This window comes from Tsukamurella hominis (assembly GCF_965137015.1).
GTDB lineage: Bacteria > Actinomycetota > Actinomycetes > Mycobacteriales > Mycobacteriaceae > Tsukamurella > Tsukamurella hominis.
On record NZ_CBCRZG010000010.1, the window covers coordinates 1 to 18,256 of the forward strand.

At 73.2% G+C, this 18,256-nt stretch carries 17 protein-coding genes; 4 read left to right on the forward strand and 13 right to left on the reverse strand.

The features are described 5' to 3' along the window. The 4 genes from ACM9LD_RS13835 to rimP all read right to left on the reverse strand — a co-directional run. On the reverse strand, window positions 1-235 hold a 235-nt coding region (locus tag ACM9LD_RS13835), incomplete at its 3' end, for a translation initiation factor IF-2 N-terminal domain-containing protein (protein WP_415677209.1). Between the two features lie 174 nt (window positions 236-409). Beyond that, a complete protein-coding gene (locus ACM9LD_RS13840) occupies window positions 410-679 on the reverse strand; it encodes a YlxR family protein (protein ID WP_415677210.1) in 270 nt (89 codons plus the stop codon). Continuing rightward, window positions 676-1,677, reverse strand: a complete 1,002-nt coding sequence (nusA, locus tag ACM9LD_RS13845) for a transcription termination factor NusA (RefSeq protein WP_415677211.1) — start codon at window positions 1,675-1,677, stop codon at window positions 676-678. The genes ACM9LD_RS13840 and nusA overlap by 4 nt, the downstream gene beginning before the upstream one ends. Next, window positions 1,678-2,262 (reverse strand): ribosome maturation factor RimP, encoded by a 585-nt coding sequence (rimP, locus tag ACM9LD_RS13850; protein WP_415677212.1) that lies wholly within the window; start codon window positions 2,260-2,262, stop codon window positions 1,678-1,680. 88 nt (window positions 2,263-2,350) lie between these two features. Here rimP and ACM9LD_RS13855 point away from each other — a divergent pair, with 88 nt between their 5' ends. Genes ACM9LD_RS13855 through ACM9LD_RS13865 form a run of 3 tightly spaced genes read left to right on the forward strand, consistent with a single transcriptional unit; the run spans window position 2,351 to window position 4,108 of the window. After that, window positions 2,351-2,854 carry a hypothetical protein gene (locus ACM9LD_RS13855; RefSeq protein WP_415677213.1) on the forward strand — a complete coding sequence of 168 codons (504 nt, stop codon included), beginning with the start codon at window positions 2,351-2,353 and terminating at the stop codon, window positions 2,852-2,854. Next, window positions 2,851-3,285 carry a DUF4439 domain-containing protein gene (locus ACM9LD_RS13860; RefSeq protein WP_415677214.1) on the forward strand — a complete coding sequence of 145 codons (435 nt, stop codon included), beginning with the start codon at window positions 2,851-2,853 and terminating at the stop codon, window positions 3,283-3,285. The genes ACM9LD_RS13855 and ACM9LD_RS13860 overlap by 4 nt, the downstream gene beginning before the upstream one ends. A 31-nt stretch (window positions 3,286-3,316) precedes the next feature. After that, window positions 3,317-4,108 carry a DUF4190 domain-containing protein gene (locus ACM9LD_RS13865; RefSeq protein WP_415677215.1) on the forward strand — a complete coding sequence of 264 codons (792 nt, stop codon included), beginning with the start codon at window positions 3,317-3,319 and terminating at the stop codon, window positions 4,106-4,108. A 54-nt stretch (window positions 4,109-4,162) separates the two neighbouring features. On the opposite strand, the gene ACM9LD_RS13870 is transcribed toward ACM9LD_RS13865, so the two are convergent. After that, entirely contained in the window at window positions 4,163-5,920 is a 1,758-nt protein-coding gene (locus ACM9LD_RS13870; protein ID WP_415677216.1) for a proline--tRNA ligase, read from the reverse strand. A 25-nt stretch (window positions 5,921-5,945) separates the two neighbouring features. Here ACM9LD_RS13870 and yaaA point away from each other — a divergent pair, with 25 nt between their 5' ends. After that, on the forward strand, window positions 5,946-6,692 hold the full coding sequence (gene yaaA / locus ACM9LD_RS13875) for a peroxide stress protein YaaA (RefSeq protein WP_415677217.1): 747 nt from the start codon (window positions 5,946-5,948) through the stop codon (window positions 6,690-6,692). A 15-nt stretch (window positions 6,693-6,707) separates the two neighbouring features. Here the strand turns inward: yaaA and ACM9LD_RS13880 are convergent, their stop codons facing one another. The 8 genes from ACM9LD_RS13880 to ACM9LD_RS13915 all read right to left on the reverse strand — a co-directional run bounded on the left by ACM9LD_RS13880 (window position 6,708) and on the right by ACM9LD_RS13915 (window position 18,255). Further along, complete coding sequence (locus ACM9LD_RS13880) at window positions 6,708-9,131, reverse strand: MFS transporter (protein WP_415677218.1); 2,424 nt, start codon at window positions 9,129-9,131, stop codon at window positions 6,708-6,710. Window positions 9,132-9,343: 212 nt separating this feature from the next. After that, window positions 9,344-11,674 (reverse strand): MFS transporter, encoded by a 2,331-nt coding sequence (locus ACM9LD_RS13885; protein WP_415677219.1) that lies wholly within the window; start codon window positions 11,672-11,674, stop codon window positions 9,344-9,346. Between the two features lie 219 nt (window positions 11,675-11,893). Continuing rightward, window positions 11,894-13,111: a uroporphyrinogen-III C-methyltransferase gene (gene cobA, locus ACM9LD_RS13890; protein ID WP_415677220.1), complete on the reverse strand. Its 1,218-nt coding sequence runs from the start codon at window positions 13,109-13,111 to the stop codon at window positions 11,894-11,896. Window positions 13,112-13,141: 30 nt separating this feature from the next. Continuing rightward, on the reverse strand, window positions 13,142-13,747 hold the full coding sequence (locus tag ACM9LD_RS13895) for a DUF4822 domain-containing protein (protein WP_415677221.1): 606 nt from the start codon (window positions 13,745-13,747) through the stop codon (window positions 13,142-13,144). A 63-nt stretch (window positions 13,748-13,810) separates the two neighbouring features. Beyond that, entirely contained in the window at window positions 13,811-15,160 is a 1,350-nt protein-coding gene (locus tag ACM9LD_RS13900; protein ID WP_415677222.1) for a cobyrinate a,c-diamide synthase, read from the reverse strand. A gap of 55 nt (window positions 15,161-15,215) precedes the next feature. After that, window positions 15,216-15,833, reverse strand: coding sequence for a cob(I)yrinic acid a,c-diamide adenosyltransferase (gene cobO, locus ACM9LD_RS13905; protein WP_415677223.1), 618 nt, complete (start codon window positions 15,831-15,833; stop codon window positions 15,216-15,218). A 105-nt stretch (window positions 15,834-15,938) separates the two neighbouring features. Beyond that, complete coding sequence (locus ACM9LD_RS13910; protein ID WP_415677224.1) at window positions 15,939-17,813, reverse strand: VWA domain-containing protein; 1,875 nt, start codon at window positions 17,811-17,813, stop codon at window positions 15,939-15,941. Further along, the gene (locus tag ACM9LD_RS13915) at window positions 17,806-18,255 is read right to left on the reverse strand and encodes a GNAT family N-acetyltransferase (RefSeq protein ID WP_415677225.1); all 450 of its coding nucleotides are present in this window, start codon (window positions 18,253-18,255) and stop codon (window positions 17,806-17,808) included. Before ACM9LD_RS13915 ends, ACM9LD_RS13910 begins: the two co-directional genes overlap by 8 nt. Window position 18,256 lies beyond the last annotated feature (1 nt).

Consider the following 18,256-nt stretch of genomic DNA (forward strand, 5'->3'; position numbering starts at 1 on the left):
GTGCGGGGGTGCTCGCGGCCGCGGGGCCGGGCTTCTTGGCCGGGGCGGGGCCCGGCTTCGCGCCGCCGTCGGACTTGGGTCCGTACGACTCGCGCAGGCGTCGCGCGACGGGGGCTTCCACCGTCGACGACGCGGACTTCACGAACTCGCCCTGCTCACTGAGCCGTGCGAGAACTTCCTTGCTGGTGACACCGAGCTCTTTAGCCAACTCGTGCACGCGGGCCTTGCCTGCCACTCTTCTCCTCAAATGTGAGGTCGAGGGCATCACTGGTCCCGCCGACCTCGGTTAGTTACTCCGATTGCCGTTCATCGCTGGTGCTTCACGGTGTGCTCATGTCTTCAGCTCGATTCCTTCATCTCCGAGTAGGTGGGCCTTGGGAAAGACCAACCGTCTTCAGACCGCTCATAATCATAGCGCGTCCTGGCAAGTCGTTTCGCCGAGGGAGTCGTCGAGCGGGCCGGAGACCCGCAGCGCCCGGCGGAACGCGTTCCGCTTGCGAGCGAGCTCGCGGCACGACGGGTCGTCGTGCAGCCACGCGCCCCGGCCCGGCAGGCGGCGCCGCGCGTCCACCACGACGGTCCGCGCACCGTCGGCCGTGGCGGACGCGACCACCCTGATCAACTCGTCCGCGGGCGCCCGGCGCCGGCACCCGATGCAGGTCCGGACCGGCGCACTCACTTCTGTTCGACGCTCTCCGCGTCCGAGCGGATGTCGATCCGCCAGCCGGTGAGCCGGGCGGCGAGGCGGGCGTTCTGGCCCTCCTTGCCGATCGCGAGCGAGAGCTTGAAGTCGGGGACCACCACACGGGCGGCCTTCTCCTTGGCGTCGACGATCGTCACCGACACCACCGACGACGGCGACAGGGCGTTGCCGACGAAGACCGCCGGATCGTCGTCGTAGGAGATGATGTCGATCTTCTCGCCCTCGAGGTCGCTCATCACGTTCCGCACGCGCTGCCCCATGGGGCCGATGCACGCGCCCTTGGCGTTGAGGCCGGCGACGGAGGTGCGCACCGCGATCTTCGAGCGGTGGCCCGCCTCGCGGGCGACCGACGTGATCTCGACGCTGCCGTCGGCGATCTCGGGGACCTCGAGCGCGAAGAGCTTCTTCACCAGGTTCGGGTGAGTGCGCGAGAGGGTGATCTGGGTACCGCGCTGGCCGCGGCTGACGCCGACGACGTAGAACTTCATCCGGTCACCGTGGTTGTAGCTCTCCCCCGGCACCTGCTCCGCGGGCGGCAGCAGGCCCTCGTGGCCCTCGCGCTCGCCGCCGATACGGACCACGACGAAGCCGCGGGCCGCGGCGCGGGCGTCGGCCTGCACCACACCGGAGACGACCTCGCCCTCGTAGACGGCGAACTCGCCGAAGGTGCGGTCGTTCTCGGCGTCGCGCAGGCGCTGCGTGATCAGCTGGCGCGCCGAGTCCGCGGCGATGCGGCCGAAGCCCTCAGGGGTGTCGTCCCACTCGGTGATGATGTTGCCGTCGGCGTCGACCTCCTGGGCCAGCACCTTCACCTCGCCGGTGCGGCGGTTGACGTCGATCCGGGCGTGCGGCTGATGCCCGTCGGTGTGCTTGTACGCGGTGAGGAGGGCCACCTGGATCGCGTCGATCACGGTGTCGACCGAGATGTCCTTCTCCGCCTCGATCGCCCGCAGGGTCGCCATGTCGATGTTCATCTAGTCCTCTTCTTCTCCGGCGTCGTCGCCTGTCAGGTCTGCGGGTTCGGTGCCCGGGAGCACCCGGCCCGGGGTGATGCCGGAGAGCTCGAGCTCCACGGGGTTGGGCTTGCGGAACTCGACCCGCACCGCGGCGGCGGCCACGTCGGCCAGCGCGACGTCGCGGGTCGTCGGGGCGCTCCCCCGCGATCCGGGCAGGACGACGGTGACCGTCGTCCCGTCGTCCGCGAGCGGCCCGATCCGGGCCAGCAGGTTCGTGCCGTCGGCCAGCTCGATCGCCGCCTGCCGGCCGCGGGCGCGGCGCCAGTGGCGGGGCTCGGTGAGCGGGCGCTCCGCGCCGGGCGTGGTGACCTCGAGGGTGAACGCCTGGGCGCCGAAAACGTCATCCGCATCGTCGACCGCGGCGGAGAGCGTCCGCGCGACCTCGGCCAGTTCGTCGAGGGTGGGGCCCGCGTCGCTGTCCACGACGACCGCGATGGAGGACTTGGTGCCCGCATTGTTGATCTTGAGCCGCTCGAGATCGAGCCCGGCCGCGTCCAGGTGAGGCGCGATCACGGCCTTCACCGCCGATTCGTCGTAAGCCATACGCGCCTCCCTGTGAAATTGTCACCGGACGTGCCCGGTGTCGAACGCTGCGGCCAGTGTACCCGGGCGCGCCGTTAGACTCGCCCCCGTGATCGCCCTACCCCCGCGCCGCGGCATCGACCGACGTACCGCCCTCTCCTCCGTCCTCCTCGCAGGCGGCGCGCTCGCGGGCGGGGCCGCCCTCGCGGGGTGCACGACGCCCGAGGACCGCGCCGACGATCCGCAGGCCGTGCGCCTGCAGGCGGCGGCCGCGCAGGCCCAGGCCGATGCGGACGCCGCCCGCGGCCTGGCCGTGCTGGACGGCGCCTCGGGTCCGCAGCTGCGGCTCATCGCCGATCAGCGCGGGCAGCACGCGTCGGCGCTGGCCGACGAACTGTCGCGGTACGTCGAGCGCCCCACCTCCGTCACCGCCGCACCGTCGTCGACCTCGGCGGCGCCGTCGCCCCTGACCCGGGCCTCGCTGCACTCCCAGCTGACCCGCTCGGCGAAGGACGCGGGTGACGCCGCGGTCGCCGCCTCCGGCTATCAGGCCGCGCTGCTTGGGTCCGTCGCCGCGGCGACCCGCGTGCACGCGGAGGTGGTGCTCGCATGACCCCCGTCCAGGACGCCGTGGCCTCCGCCCTCCAGTCCGAGCACGCCGCCGTGTACCTGTACGGCCTCGTCGAGGCGTACGCCGCGCCCACCCGTAAGGCCGAGATCGCGACCTACGCCGCGGAGCACCGCTCGCAGCGGGACGCCCTGGCCCGGGTGCTCAGCGCCACCGGCGCCGAGGTCCCCGCCGCCGCGCCCGCGTACACGCCGCCGGAGCCGGTGACCGACCCCGTCAGCGCCGCGAAGGTCGCCGCGGCGGTGGAGGACGACGCGGCGGCCGCCCACCGCAACCTGCTGTCCCAGGCCGACGGTGACGGCATCCGGCACCTCGGAGTCACGGGCCTCGGCGGAGCCGCGGTGCGCGGGGCCCGGTGGCGCGCAGCGCTCGGGGCCTCGCCCGTGACCACGCCGTTCCCCGGCATCCGCACCTGACGTTCCGTTTACGTGCCCTTACACTCGGGGGATGACGTCCAATGATCCGCAGCAGCCCGGCGACGGGACCTACGACCCGACGGTGATCCGCCCTGCGGAGCCGAATCCGTCCGCGCCCGACTTGACGAAGCGCGACGGCGATCAGAACGTCGGCGGCGATCCCGACGCCGCGACCACGGTGCACCAGACCGCGCAGCCGGATCCCTACGCCGCGCCCCCGGCCTACACCCCGCCCGCGGACCCGTACGCCGCGCCCGCCGATCCGTACGCGGCCCAGCAGGACCCGTACGGCGCCCCCGCGGACCCCTACGCCGCGCAGCAGAACCCGTACGGCGCCCCCGCCGATCCGTACGCGGCACAGCAGAACCCGTACGGCGCCAGTCCCCGGTACCCGGGGCAGGATCAGTTCGGCCAGCCGCAGTACCCCGGCCAGGCGTTCCCCGGCCAGCAGCCCGGCTACCCCGCGTACCCCGGGCAGCAGGCCGGGTACGGCGGCTACCCGGGATACCCGCAGCCGCAGCAGACCGGGACGAACGGACTCGCGATCGCCTCGCTCGCGTCGAGCATCATCGCGATCCCGCTCATGTGCATTCCATACCTCGGACTGCTGTCCATCCCCGTCGCCATCGCGGGCATCATCATGGGCGTCATCGCGATGAAGCAGACCAAGCAGACCGGTCAGCAGGGCCACGGACTCGCCCTCGCCGGGACGATCGTCGGTGCGGTCTTCCTCGTCCTGTTCGTCGTCCTGCTGATCGTCGGCATCGGCGTCCTCGCCTCGGGCGGGTTGGACACGAGCTCGCTGCTCACGCTGCCGTTCTGACGCGCACCACGAGGGGCCCGCACCGATCCGGTGCGGGCCCCTCGTGGCGTCGGGCTACGTCGCGGCGGCGACGATCTGCGCGGCGGCGTCGGCGACGGGGATCTCGCGGGACTCGCCGGTGAGGCGGTCCCGGAGTTCGACGACACCGTCGGCCCAGCCCCGGCCGACCACGACGACGGTCGGAACGCCGACGAGCTCGGAGTCCTTGAACTTGATGCCGGGCGAGGCCTTGCGGTCGTCGAGCAGCACCTGCAGGCCGGCGGCGTCGAGCTCGGCGGCCAGCGACTCGGCACCGGTCCAGGCGCCCTCGTCCTTGTTGGCGATGACGACGTGCACGTCGAACGGGGCGATGCCCTTGGGCCAGCGCAGGCCCTTCTCGTCGTGCTGCTGCTCGGCGATCACGGCGACGAGCCGCGAGACGCCGACGCCGTAGGAGCCCTGGGTGAGGCGCACGGGCTTGCCGTTCTCGCCCAGCACGTCGACCTCGAAGGCGTCGGTGTACTTGCGGCCCAGCTGGAAGATGTGGCCGATCTCGATGCCGCGCGCCGACTGCAGCACGCCCTTGCCATCCGGCGAGGCGTCGCCGTCGCGGACCTCGGCGGCCTCGATGGTGCCATCGGGGGTGAAGTCGCGGCCCGCGGTGAGGTTCACGACGTGCTGCCCGGGGGCGTCGGCGCCGGTGATCCAGGCGGTGCCGGTCACCACGCGCGGGTCGACGAGGTAGCGGACCTCGTTCTCCAGCAGCGCCTTCGGGCCGATGTAGCCTTTGACGAGGAACGGGTACTTCTCGAAGTCCTCCGCCTCGATCAGCGCCACCTCGGTGGGCTCCAGCGACGCCTCGAGGCGCTTGAAGTCCACCTCGCGGTCGCCGGGCACACCGACGCCGAGGAGCTCCCAGTCCCCGCCCGGGGCGCGGGTCTTGACCATGACGTTCTTGAGGGTGTCCCCCGCGACCACCTCGCGGCCGAGGACGGAGGCACCGTCGGCGGCCTCGTTGGCCCAGGCGACGAGCGTGTCGATGGTGGGGGTGCCGGGGGTGTCGTACACCTGCGCGGCGGGCAGCCCGTCGAGCGGGATCGCGGGCGGCGCGGGCGTGATCACGGCCTCGACGTTCGCGGCGTAGTCCGATTCGGTCGAGTGCACGTAGGTGTCCTCGCCGACGGGGCTGACCGCGAGGAACTCTTCGGAGGCGCTGCCGCCCATGGCGCCGGAGGTGGCGGAGACGATGACGTGCTCGACGTTGAGTCGCGCGAAGATCCGCTGGTAGGCGGCGCGATGCTTGCTGTACGCCTCGGACAGGCCCTCGTCGGAGGTGTCGAAGCTGTAACTGTCCTTCATGACGAACTCGCGGCCGCGGAGGATGCCCGCGCGGGGCCGCTCCTCGTCGCGGTACTTCGTCTGGATCTGGTACAGGATGACCGGCAGGTCCTTGTACGAGTTGTACTCGCCCTTCACGGTGAGGGCGAAGATCTCCTCGTGGGTGGGGCCGAGCATCATGTCGGCGCCCTTGCGGTCCTTGAGGCGGAACAGGCTGTCGCCGTACTCGGTCCACCGGTTGGTGCTCTCGTAGGGCTCGCGCGGGAGCAGCGCGGGCAGCAGGATCTCCTGGCCGCCGATCGCGTTCATCTCCTCGCGGACGACCTGCTCGACGTTCCGCAGCACCCGCAGGCCCAGCGGCAGCCAGGAGTAGACGCCGGGCGCGATGCGCCGCACGTAGCCGGCACGGACGAGCAGCTTGTGGCTGGGGACCTCCGCGTCCGCGGGGTCGTCGCGGAGCGTGCGCAGGAACAGCTGGGAGAATCGGGTGATCACGACGCCACAGCTTAGTGTGTCCGGTGTGCTGATCCTGCTTCCCCCATCGGAAACCAAGGCCGGCGGCGGCAAGGGCGCGCCCCTCGACCTCGGGCTGCTCACCTTTCCCACGCTGACGCCCACCCGCGAACGCCTCCTCGACGCGCTCGTCACCGTCTCGCAGGACGACGGTGCCGCCCGCGCCGCGTTGGGCCTGTCGGAGGGGCAGACGGACGAGCTGGAGCGCAACCGGGCGCTGCGCACCGCGCCCACCCGGCCCGCGATCGAGCAGTACACGGGGGTGCTCTACGACGCGCTCGACGTGCGCGGGCTGACGAAGGCGCAGCGGGCGAAGGCGGACGCCCGCCTCGCCGTCGGGTCGGCGCTGTTCGGGGCGGTGGGCGCGCAGGACCCGATCCCCGCGTACCGGCTCTCGTCGGGCTCGAAGCTGCCGGGCCTGGGCACGCTGGCCGGCCAGTGGAAGCCGGATCTGGCCGCGGCGCTCGCCGCCGCGGACCGCGGCCTCGTCGTGGACCTGCGCTCGGGCGGCTACGCGGCGCTGGGCCGCGTGCCGGGGGCGGTGACCGCCACCGTCGTAACCGAGAAGGCCGACGGCTCGCGGTCGATCGTCTCGCACTTCAACAAGCACCACAAGGGCCTGCTGGCGCGGGCGCTGGTGGTCAGCCGCGCGGAGCCCGGCGACGCGAAGGCCGTGGTGAAGGTCGCCGAGAAGGCCGGCCTGCGCGCGGAGCTCTCGTCCCCCACAGAGGTCACGATCGTCACCGCGGGGTGAACCGGGTGGTCGGCGCTAGTCCTCGTCGAGGCGGTGCCGGCGGGCGCGGCTCACACGCTCGGCCTGCGCCGACGCCTCGGGGTGGTGCATCGCGTCGGGTTCCGGCAGGGAGTGCCGGCCGCCCGTCGACGGTGCGCCCTCGGACGGGGCCTGCTGCTGGGGCGGTGCCGCGGGCGGGCGCTGGACGGGGGCGCTCGGCCGTTGCACGGGCCCGCTCGGGCGCGGCGGCTGCTGGCCGGGCCGCGGGATCGCGCCGCTGGGCCGCTGCACCGGTCGGCTCGGACCGCCCTGCTGGCCCGGGCCACCGTGCGGGGCCGGACGGCCGGGCTGCCCCAGGGGGCCGGGGCGTTGGGCGGGGCCGCTGGGTCGCGGCACCTGCCCGCTCGGGCGGGGGATCGGCGCGCTCGGCCGTGGGACCTGCCCGCTCGGACGCTGGATCGGCCGGTACTGCGGGTCCGCCGCGGGGCGCGGAGGTTGCGGGGCCTGCGGCGGACGCGGCATGTCGGTGCTCTCGCGCTGGATCGGCCCCGAGGGCCGGGCGACGCCGGCGAGCCCCTCTCCGGGCTGCCCGGTGCGGGGCAGCGGGTCGCTGGGGTGCGAGTACGCCTGCTGCGCGTCCCGGGGAGGCGCGGTCTGGGGCGCCTGCGGCGGCTGCGCCGCCGGCCGGTGCTGCACCGGCTGCTGGTGCTGCACCGGCTGCTGGTGCGCAGCCTGTGGCCGCTTGATGGCACGGAAGCGGTCGGTGAAGTAGACCGGCTCGGGATCGCCGGGCTGTTCGTTGTAAGCGCGGTCGAAGTCCTCACGGCGCACCGCCGGGAAGGATCCGGAGGTGACGTCGCCCTCGAGGGGCTCCCAGTCGTCGTCGACATCGTCGTCGTGGTCGAAGGCCTGCGCCGGGAAGGACGTGGAGGGGATCGATCCGCCGGACTTGCTCGACTCCTGGGCCGCCTGCCCCTCGGCGACCTCCTCCGGGGTGAAGCGCATGAAGGGCACCACGACGAGGCCGGCGAGGATGAGGATCGCGGCACACGCGATGAACGCCAGGCCGTATCCCGACGCCAGCGCGCTGCGCTGCGCGTCGTCGAGCATGTCGTGCGTGATCTCGCCCTTGGTCGGGCCGCCCTCCTTCATGATCCGGGAGGTCACCAGCACCTGCACGGACGCGAGCCCGACGATGCCGCCGATGTTCTGGCACACCTCGACGAGCGCGGACATCGGACCGGTCTCGGACGGACGCACCCCGGCCAGGGCACAGATCGGCAGCGGAATCATCGCGAAGCCCACGCCCAGGCCGATGAGGAACACGGGCGGCCCGATGTACGGGAAGTAGCTGACCGCCGACGGATCCTTGGTCATGAGCGTCGGCACGTAGATGCACGGCAGGAAGACGATGACGCCGCCGATGGCGACCAGCCAGCGGGCCTGGATCTTCAGCGCGAGCTTGGACGAGATGGGGGCCGCGATGCCCATGCCCACGGCGAACGGGATCAGGGCGAGGCCGGACTGCAGCGGGGTGTACCCGAGCACCTGCTGGAAGGTGAGCGCCACGTAGAACCCGAGCGTCGGGATGAGCGCGCCGCAGACCAGGATGGCGACCATCGCAGCCACGCGGTTGCGGTTGTGGAAGAGCGAGAACGGCAGGATCGGGTTCTTCGCGGTGCGCTCCACCACGAGGAACGCGACGAGGCACACCACGCTGACGGCGGCGGCGACGTAGACGCTGACCCCTTGCCAGTGGACCTCGGGGCCCATGGTCAGGGTGTAGACGCCGGCGACGCAGCCCGCCACGGCGAGGAACGCACCCTTGATGTCGAGGGCGTGGCGACGCTCCGAGGTCGACTCCTCCAGGGCGATGACCGCGCCGATGATGCACACGATGCCCACCGGGACGTTGATCCAGAAGACGAAGCGCCAGTCCCAGGTGGCGAGCAGGCCGCCTGCGACGAGGCCCGACACCGAGCCGAGCCCGGCCATCGCGCCGAAGATCGCGAAGGCCTGGTTGCGCGCCTTGCCGGGCGCGAAGGTGGTGGCGATCAACGCCAGCGCCGTGGGGCACGCGATCGCGGCGAAGAGCCCCTGCCCGGCGCGGGCGACGAGCAGCCACGCCTCGTTGGTGGCGAAGCCGGTGAGCAACGACGCGAACGTGAACCCCGCGACGCCCAGGATGAACATCCGTTTGCGCCCGAAGGTGTCGCCGAGGCGCCCGCCGAGCAACATGAACCCGCCGAAGGTCACCGCGTAGGCGCCGAACACCCAGATCTTCGCGGCGTCCGAGAGGTGCATCGCATCCTGGATGCGTGGCAGGGCGACGAAGACAACAGTGCCGTCGAGGACGGCGAGGAACATCATCCCGGAGAGGACGACGATGGCGACACCGAGAGCGCTGCCCTTGACGCGGTACGTCTGCGCCGGGGCCCCCGGGGCCATCGTTGAGGTCATGGAGACCGAGGCTACCGGCTGAGAGAAGTCGCGAAGAAATCGCTCACGCCGGTTTTCGGGTCGTGTCGCCCGGCCGGACACCCCGATGCGTGCACTCAGCAATCATCATCGGCGTGCTTTTCGCAGACCAGGGACGGTATCGGGAGGAACCGGCAGGATTCGCTCGCCCAGTTCGATCACATCTCTCGCGCGACACGCCGGGGACGAGAGCCTCAGTCCTCCAGACGGTGCCGACGGGCGCGGCTCACGCGATCGGCCTGCGGCGTCTGCTCGGGATGGTGCATGCCGTCGGGCTCCGGGGCGGCGTGCCGACCGGTGCGCGCCGCAGCGGGAACGGGCTGCAGGTGCGGCTGATCGACCTCGGCGCGGCGCCGACCGGGCGCGCTGGAGCGCGGTGCCGGCGGGTCCGCACGGTACTGCTGCGGCGCGGGGCGCGGCGGACGGTAGTCGGGGACGGACGCCCGGGGCGCGGGCGGCACCGGCGGGCGCGGCAGGTCGACGCTCTCGCGCTGGATCGGGCCCGACGGGCGGGCGATGCCGGCGAGGCCCTCGCCCGGGCGCGACGTCGGACGCGGCAGCGGATCGCTGGGGTGCGAGTAGGCCTGCTGCGGGGCCGTGGGCGCCGGGCGGGTCAGCGGATCGCTCGGCTGCGAGTAGGCCTGCTGCGGCGTGGTCGGCTGCGGGCGCTGCTGCGGCCGGGCGACGGGGACCTGCTGCGTCGGCGGCTGCGGGGCGGCGGGCTGCGGATCCACGACGTGCGGCGGGCCCGGCTGGACCCCGAGGCCGGCGAGCGGCGAGGCCGACGCCTCGACCTCGGAACGCTTGATGGCGCGGAACCGGTCGGTGAAGTACACCGGCTCGGGATCGCCGGGCTGCTCGTTGTAGGCGCGGTCGAAGTCCTCGCGCCGGATGGCGGCGAAGGAGCCCGACGTGACGTCGCCCTCGAGCGGCTCCCAGTCGTCGTCGACGTCGTCGTCATCGTCCTCGAAGGCCTGCGCCGGGAAGGACGTGGACGGGATGGCACCGCCGGACTCGCTCGACTCCTTGGCCGCCTGGCCCTCGGCGATCTCCTCCGGCGTGAAGCGCATGAAGGGGACGACGACGAGGCCGGCGAGGATGAGGATCGCGGCGCAGGCGATGAAGGCGAGGCCGTAGCCGGAGGCCAGGGCGTGGATCTGGTCGCCGGTCAGCGAGTCGTGGCGCAAGTGGCCGGTGGTCGGACCTCCCTCGGCCATGATCCGCGAGGTCACGACGACCTGCACCGAGGCGAGGCCGATGATGCCGCCGAGGTTCTGCGCGACCTCGATGAGCGCGGTCAGCGGCCCGATCTCCGACGGGCGGACGCCGGCGACGGCGCCCAGCGGCAGCGGCACGACGGCCATGCCCACGCCGATGCCGATGAGGAACACCGGGATCGCGATCTGCGGGAAGTAGTCGATGGTGGCCGGGGCCTTACTCATCAGGGTCGGGACGTACAGGCACGGCAGGAAGACGATGAGGCCGCCGAAGGCCACGAGCCACCGCGCCTGGAAGCGGCGCACCAGCGAGGCGCTGATCGCGACGGAGATGCCGAAACCGACGGCGAAGGGCAGCAGCGCGAGCCCGGACTGGAACGGCGTGTAGCCGAGGACCAGCTGGAAGGTCAGGGCGACGTAGAAGCCCAGCGTCGGGATCAGGGCGCCGCAGACCAGGATCGCGAGCATCGCCGCGACGCGGTTGCGGTTGTTGAACAGCGAGAACGGAAGGATCGGGTTCTTGGCGGTGCGCTCGACCCACAGGAACAGGGTGAGGCAGATCGCGCTGACCACGGCGGCGACGTAGACCGACGTGCTCTGCCAGTGCGCCTCGGGGCCCGCGGTGAGGGCGTAGACGCCCGTCACGCAGCCCGCGACCGCGAGCGCGGCGCCCTTGACGTCGAGGGCGTGCCGACGCTCGGCCACCGCCTCGTCGAGGGTGAACCAGCCGCCGATCGCGCAGGCGATGCCGACGGGGACGTTGATCCAGAAGATGAGACGCCAGTCGATGGTGGCCAGGAGGCCACCGGCGACGAGCCCGGCGATGGACCCGAGACCCGCCATCGCCCCGAAGACGGCGAAGGCCTGGTTCCGCGCCTTGCCCGGCGCGAAGGTGGTGGCGATCAGCGCGAGTGCCGTCGGGCCGGCGATCGCGGCGAACAGGCCCTGCCCGACGCGCGCGGCGAGGAGCCAGGCCTCGTTGGTCGCGAATCCCGCCAGCGCCGACGCCACCGTGAAGCCGATGACGCCCAGCAGGAACATCTTCTTCCGGCCGAAGGTGTCGCCGAGGCGGCCGCCGAGGAGGAGGAATCCGCCGAAGGTCAGCGCGTAGGCGCCGAAGACCCAGACCTTGGTGGCATCGGAGAGGCCGAGCGCGTCCTGGATCTCCGGCATCGCGACGAAGACGACGGTGCCGTCGAGCACGGAGAGGAAGATCATGCCGCACAGCACGAGGATCGGGATGCCGACGGCGCTGCCCTTGACGCGGTACGTCTGCGCCGGGCTGGAGGGCGCCATCGTGGAAGTCATGATGCCCGAGGCTACCGACTCCCCCGGCCGATCCGGAAGTCGAGAACGGTAACAATTGTGACGAGAGTTACTGAAGTGATGAATTTCGCTTCCGCGAAAATCCCCTGAATCGGGCGATTCGCGCAGCGCAGGGCGGTGATCCGCGGGTCACTCCACGCCGGCCGGCCCGGAGGCGTCACATTTCGCCGACACGCGTGAAACCCGCACCCGGGATGCGGGTCAGCCGCCCACTGCCGCCGTGAAGCCGGCCGTCGCGCCCACGACGAGCACCGCGGGCGGCACGACGTTCGCGGCGGCCGCGTCCGCCGCGATGCCGGCGAGCGTGCCGCGCACGGTGCGCTGCCCGCCGGTGGTCGCGTTCTCGACCACCGCGGCCGGCGTCTCGGCGGGCCGTCCGCCCGCGATCAGCGCCTCGGCGATCGCGGCGAGCCGCTCCACCGCCATGAGCACCACGACGGTGCCGCGCAGCCGGCCGAGCGCGTCCCAGTCGACCAGGCTGTCGGGGTGCCCCGGCGCGACGTGGCCGGAGACGACGACGAACTCGTGCGTGACGCCGCGATGGGTGACGGGGATGCCCGCCGCCGACGGCGCGGCGATCGAACTGGTGATGCCCGGGACCACGGTCACCGGGATGCCCTCGGCGGCCAGCGCCTCGAGCTCCTCGAAGCCGCGGCCGAAGACATAGGGATCGCCGCCCTTGAGCCGCACCACGAACTTGCCCTCGCGCGCGCGGTCGACGAGGACCTGGTTGATGGCCTGCTGGGCCATGGCCCGGCCGTACGGCACCTTGGCGGCGTCGATGACCTCGACGTGGGGCGCGAGCTCGGCGAGCAGCCGGGGCGGGGCGAGCCGGTCGGCCACCACCACGTCGGCCAGCCCGAGCAGGGCCCGGCCGCGCACGGTGATGAGGTCCGGGTCGCCCGGTCCCCCGCCGACGAGGGCCACGCCCTCGGGCTTGTGGGTGGGCCGGGCGGCCTCGTCGCCGGTCAGGACGGCGCGCAGGCTGTCGCGGACGGCGGCGGACCGTCGGTGATCCCCGGACGCCAGGACGCCCACCTGCAGCCCGTCCGTGGCGACGGTGGCGGGGGTGACGGCCGTGCCCTCGCGGGCGAGGTCGGCGCGGACGCAGAAGGTGCGCTGCACCTCGGCCTCGGCGACGACAGCGGCGTTGACGGCCGGATCGTTCGTGGCGGCGAGGGCGTACCAGGCGCCGAGGAGGTCGCCGGAGGCGTACGCGCGGCGGTGCCAGACGATGCCCGGCGTCGATTCGACGGCGGGCGTGGCCTCGGGCGCGATGACGTGGACGTCCGCGCCCGCGGAGAGGAGGACGGGCAGTCGCCGCTGGACGACGGTGCCCGCCCCCACCACGACGACACGGCGCCCTCGCAGATCCAGACCGACGAGGTAGGGATCGTGCGGGGCGCCGTGGCTGTTCATTCCGCTCAGCTTAGTGAGCGGCCTCCGTCACTACGCGCGCGGCTCGGCGTGCTTGGTGGCGGTGTGCACGATGTCGTAGTACACGGCCTTGTTGGAGGCCTCGGGGTACACGCGGTACGTGAACTCCTTCTCGGTGAGGGTCACGATCTCGACGGTGCGCTTGTACTGGACGCTGCCGTCGGCGTTCTTGGCGACGATGGTGCGGGTCTTGCCGTCGGGCGAGACGGTCCAGTCGCCCTTGCCCTTGGCGGTGTCGTCCAGGTTGTAGAGGGTGAAGGTGCCGTCCTTCTTGAAGTAGGCCCAGCCGACGTAGTTCTTGACGTTCTTGTCGGTCAGCGCGACCTTGGCGCCCTTCGCGTCCTTGGCGCCGGTGGTCTCCCACGCGGTCGAGGCGAGGATCGCGCTCGGGGTGCCGGCCTTGACCGGGGTGGGCTTCGAGGCCGACGGCTTGGCCGACGCGCTCGCCGAGGCGCTGGTCGAGGGCTTGGCGGAGGGCTTCGCCGACGCGCTGGGCTTGGCGGAGGAGGAGGAGGAGGGCGAGCCGGGTGCGGCGTAGGAGCCGGCGGCGCAGGCGGAGGTGGCGACCACGGCGGCGGCGGCGAAGGTGACGGAGACGAGCTTGATCGACTTGTGCATGAGGCTTTTGTACAGGAAGCTCTCAGCCCGCGCGAGGCCCCCGCTCAGGGTGAGACGAACTCCTCACGCGACCGCTCTGACCAGGCGTTCGACCGCCTCGGGGTATCCGGCAGGATGCACGTGCAGATACGAGGAGTGCACTGTGGACGAAAGGAACCCATCGGTCGCAGGACGTCCGTCGCCGTCCCTCCATCCCCATGCCGGCGCGGGCCCCGCGGCGAGCGCGGTGCGGTGGAATTCGTGCCCCGTCACGCGCTCGCCGGGCGCGTACAGCGGGCTCGCGCCGAGGGCGACGGCGTCGCGGTAGCCCAGCGTCAGGCGCCGGGTGAAGGCCGCGGCACCCGGCACGATCCCGCACATCGGGACCCCGTCGAGCGACTCCGCGAGGTAGAGCTGCCCCGCGCACTCGGCGTGGATCGCGCCCCCGGCGCCGACCAGCGCCCGCAGTTGATCGCGCAGCGCTGCGTTCGCCGACAGTTTCTCCGCGTACACCTCGGGGAAGCCGCCGGGGAGCACCACGGCGGCCGCGCCGCCGGGCAACTCGTCGGTGAGCGGATCGAAGCGCTCGACCCGCGCGCCGGCGGCGCGGAGCAGCTCCTCGTGCTCGGCGTAGCCGAAGCTGAACGCCGGGCCGCCGGCCAGCGCGACCACCGGCTCGCCCACGCGCGCCACCTCGTCCGACGGTGACCACACCGGCCCGTCCGCGACCGGCCGGGCCAGCGCGCGGATCCGCTCGACGTCGACGTGCCGCTCCACCAGCTCCGTCATCGCGGCGACGGCGGCGACGGCCTCCGCGCCCCGCTCCGCGGCGGGGATGAGGCCGAGGTGCCGCGCCGGCACCTCCAACGCCGCGGCGCCCGGCACGGCGCCGACCGCCTCCAGGCCCGCGTGCGCGCAGGCGTCGCGCAGCACCCGCTCGTGCCGGGCGCTCGAGACGCGGTTGAGGATCACGCCGGCGAGCGCGATACCCGGCCGATAGGTGGCGAACCCGGCGAGCAGCGCGGCGAGGGACTGCGAGTGCCCACGGGCGTCGACCACCAGTAGCACCGGGGCGCCGAGGATCTGCGCGACGTCCGCGGTGGAGCCGATGCCCTCGGTGGCCGCGCCGCCGGGGCCGTCGACGATGCGTCCGTCGAACAGGCCCATCACGCCCTCGACGACCGCGATGTCGGCGTCGCGCGCGCCGTGCCGGTACAGCGGCGCGATGCGCTGCTCACCGCAGAGGATCGCGTCGAGGTTGCGGCCGGGCCGACCGGTCGCGAGGGCGTGGTAACCGGGATCGATGTAGTCGGGGCCCACCTTGAACGGAGCGACGGTGCCGGTCCGCGCCAGCGCGCCCATCAGCCCCGTCGCGATGGTCGTCTTGCCGCTGCCCGACGACGGTGCGGCGATGACGACCGCGGGAGCTACCACTCGATCCCTCTGCTCTCCCCGGCCACCGCGCCTCCCGGGACACGGGAGCCGTTCGTCACCACTCGATCCCCCTCTGTCCCTTCCTCCCAGCATCCATCGGGTGCTTGATCTTGGTCATCTCGGTGACCAGGTCGGCGGCGTCCATGAGCGCCTGCGGCGCATCGCGGCCGGTGATGATCACGTGCTGGTTCGCGGGCCGGTTCACCAGGGTCTCGACCACCTCGTCGACGTCGATCCAGCCCCACTTGAGCGGGTAGGTGAACTCGTCGAGCACGTAGAAGCGGTGCTGCTCGGCGCCGAGCCGGCGGGCGATCTCCCGCCAGCCGTCGCGGGCCGCCTCGGCGTGGTCCTGCTCGGCGTCGTCGTCGCGGCGCAGCCAGGACCAGCCCTGACCCATCTTGTGCCACTCGACGGGCCCGCCGGCGCCGGTGCGCTCGTGCAACTCGTTCAGTGCGAGCATCGTCTGCTCCTCGCCGACCTTCCACTTCGCGCTCTTGACGAACTGGAAGACGCCGATGTCGAAGCCCTGGTTCCACGCTCGCATGGCCATGCCGAAGGCGGCCGTCGACTTCCCCTTGCCCGGACCGGTGTGCACGGCGAGCAGCGCCTGGTTGCGGCGCTGCCGGGTGGTCAGCCCGTCGTCGGGGACCGATTCGACCTTGCCCTGCGGCATGGCGTCACTCCTTCGGGTCGGGGGCGCTACGAGACTTCACTCCAGCGAGGCGCGGCGACGACTATCGCCGCGCCGCCCGCCAGGATTCGACTTTCGGAACATACGTCAGGCGACGCGGGCCAGATCCTGCGGGCTCAGGCCGCCGAGCGGGAGCATCGGCGCGCCGAGTGCGGCCGCGACCTTCGCCGCGAGGCCCAGCCGCACCATCGAGGTCTCGCAGTCCACGACCACCGTCGCGCGACCGTCGGCGTGCAGGCCCGTCGCCGCGGCGAGCGCACGCGGCAACGGATCCCGGCCGGACGTCGCGCGACCGTCGGTGAGCACCACGATCAGCGGGCGCCGGGCGTCGGGCCGCAGGTCCTCGCGGCGCAGCAGCTTCCGCGCCTCGATCAGCCCCTCGGCCAGCGGCGTCCGGCCGCCGGTGCGGGCCCGCGCGAGCCGGGCGACGGCCACGTCGACGGAGCGGGTCGGCGGGACCAGGAGTGTGGCCTCGGCGCCGCGGAAGCCGATGACGGCGACCTTGTCGCGCCGCTGGTAGGCGTCGCGCAGCAGCGAGACCGCCGCCTCGCCGACCAGCGCGATCCGCTCGCGCGCGGCCATCGAGCCCGACAGATCCACGACGAAGACGACGAGGTTGCCCTCGGTGGCCTCGCGGATCGGCGACCGCAGGTCCGACGGCGCGAGGCGCAGCGGCCCGTCGACCCGGCCGCGCGCGGCCTGCGCCGGGGCGGCGGCGCGCAGCGTGGCCGCCAGGTGCAGGCCTGCTCCCGTGCCGGCGGGCGCCGCGCGCACGACGCTGCCGCGGTCGGAGCGCGACGTGGACCGGCGGCCCGTCGCTCCCCCGGTGCCGATGCCGGGCACGGTGAGCCGGCTGACGGTGCGGTGCCGCGCGGTCGGCAGCGGGGCACCCTCCGGCTCCGGGGCCGGCGCGGCGGCGTCGTCCTGCGACGGCGGCTCCGGCTGCCCGCCGTCGGGGCCTCCCTCGGGGCCACCGTCCGGGCCCCCGTCGTCGGGTCCGTCCGGGCCGTCGTCGTCGGGGTCGGGATCGTCGGCCTCCCGAGCGTCGTCGAGGGCGCGGTCGAGCTCGGCGTCGTCGAGGCCGGGCTCGTCGAACGGGTCGCGGCGCTTGCGGTGCGGCAGTGCCAGGGCCGCGGCGACGCGCACGTCGTCCTCGGTGACCTCGGCGGCGCCGCGCCACGCGGCGTGGGCGCGGGCCGCGCGGGCGATGACCAGGTCGGCGCGCATGCCGTCGACGTCGAAGGCGGCGCAGACCGCGGCGATGCGACGCAGCTCGGCGTCGGGCAGCGCGACGGCGGGCAGCCGGTCGCGGGCCTCGGCGATGCGGCGAGCCTGCTCGGCGTCGGCGTCGGCGTACTCGGCGGCGAAGGCGGAGGGGTCGGCCTCGAAGGCGAGGCGGCGGCGCATCACCTCGACGCGGGCGTCCACCTCGCGGCTGGCGCGCACGTCGACGGCCAGGCCGAAGCGATCCAGCAGCTGCGGCCGCAGCTCCCCCTCCTCGGGATTCATGGTGCCCACCAGGACGAATCGCGCCGGGTAGGAGCGCGAGACGGCGTCGCGCTCGACGGTGACCCGCCCCATCGCCGCGGCGTCGAGCAGCACGTCGACGAGGTGGTCGGAGAGCAGGTTGACCTCGTCGACGTAGAGGATGCCGCCGTCGGCGTCCGCGAGCAGGCCGGGCGTGAAGTCGACGCGTCCCTCGCCGAGGGCGCGGTGCAGGTCGAGCGAGCCGACGACGCGGTCCTCGGTGGCGCCGATGGGCAGCTCGACGAGGCGGGCAGGCGCACCGTCGGGTCGGGGCGGCAGCAGCGGGGCGAGCGCGCGGGCGGCGGTGGACTTCGCGGTGCCCTTCTCGCCGCGCACGAGCACGCCGCCGACGGCGGGCGCGATGGCGCACAGGGTGAGGGCGAGCCGCAGCTCGTCGTGGCCGACGACGGCGCTGAACGGGTAGCGGTCAGACACCGGCGGGCCTCCTCATGGGGACGTGCGGGATGCCGTCCTCGATGAATTCGTCGCCCTCGCGGGCGAATCCGTACTTGGCGTACATGCTCTCGAGGTGCGACTGGGCCTCGAGCAGGCAGGCCCGGCCGTCGAGCTCGGCGAGCGCCGCGGTCATCAGCGCGCCGATCAGGCCGCGCCCGCGGTGCGACGGGGCCGCACACACCCGGCCGATCGCGGCCAGGCCGGGGCCCTCGTCGGTGACGCGCACCGTCGCGACGGCGCCGCCGGAACCGCCGGGGGCGGCATCGTCGGGCAACCAGAGGTGGACCGTCGACGCGTCGAGGTCGCGACCGTCGACGTCGAGCCACGGGCTCTGCTGCTCGGCGATGAAGACCTCCGCGCGCAGCTTCAGCAGCGCGTAGAGGGTCCTCGCGTCGAGTTCGTCTCCGGTGGCGCGGCGCACG

What these genes read in the sequence shown, in the direction of transcription:
- cobO (WP_415677223.1), bottom strand. Translation starts at nt 15,833, where the DNA reads ATGCCGCAGGGCAAGGTCGAATCGGTCCCCGACGACGGGCTGACCACC.
- ACM9LD_RS13865 (WP_415677215.1), top strand. Translation starts at nt 3,317, where the DNA reads ATGACGTCCAATGATCCGCAGCAGCCCGGCGACGGGACCTACGACCCG.
- ACM9LD_RS13885 (WP_415677219.1), bottom strand. Translation starts at nt 11,674, where the DNA reads ATGACTTCCACGATGGCGCCCTCCAGCCCGGCGCAGACGTACCGCGTC.
- nusA (WP_415677211.1), bottom strand. Translation starts at nt 1,677, where the DNA reads ATGAACATCGACATGGCGACCCTGCGGGCGATCGAGGCGGAGAAGGAC.
- rimP (WP_415677212.1), bottom strand. Translation starts at nt 2,262, where the DNA reads ATGGCTTACGACGAATCGGCGGTGAAGGCCGTGATCGCGCCTCACCTG.
- ACM9LD_RS13860 (WP_415677214.1), top strand. Translation starts at nt 2,851, where the DNA reads ATGACCCCCGTCCAGGACGCCGTGGCCTCCGCCCTCCAGTCCGAGCAC.
- ACM9LD_RS13895 (WP_415677221.1), bottom strand. Translation starts at nt 13,747, where the DNA reads ATGCACAAGTCGATCAAGCTCGTCTCCGTCACCTTCGCCGCCGCCGCC.
- ACM9LD_RS13880 (WP_415677218.1), bottom strand. Translation starts at nt 9,131, where the DNA reads ATGACCTCAACGATGGCCCCGGGGGCCCCGGCGCAGACGTACCGCGTC.
- cobA (WP_415677220.1), bottom strand. Translation starts at nt 13,111, where the DNA reads ATGAACAGCCACGGCGCCCCGCACGATCCCTACCTCGTCGGTCTGGAT.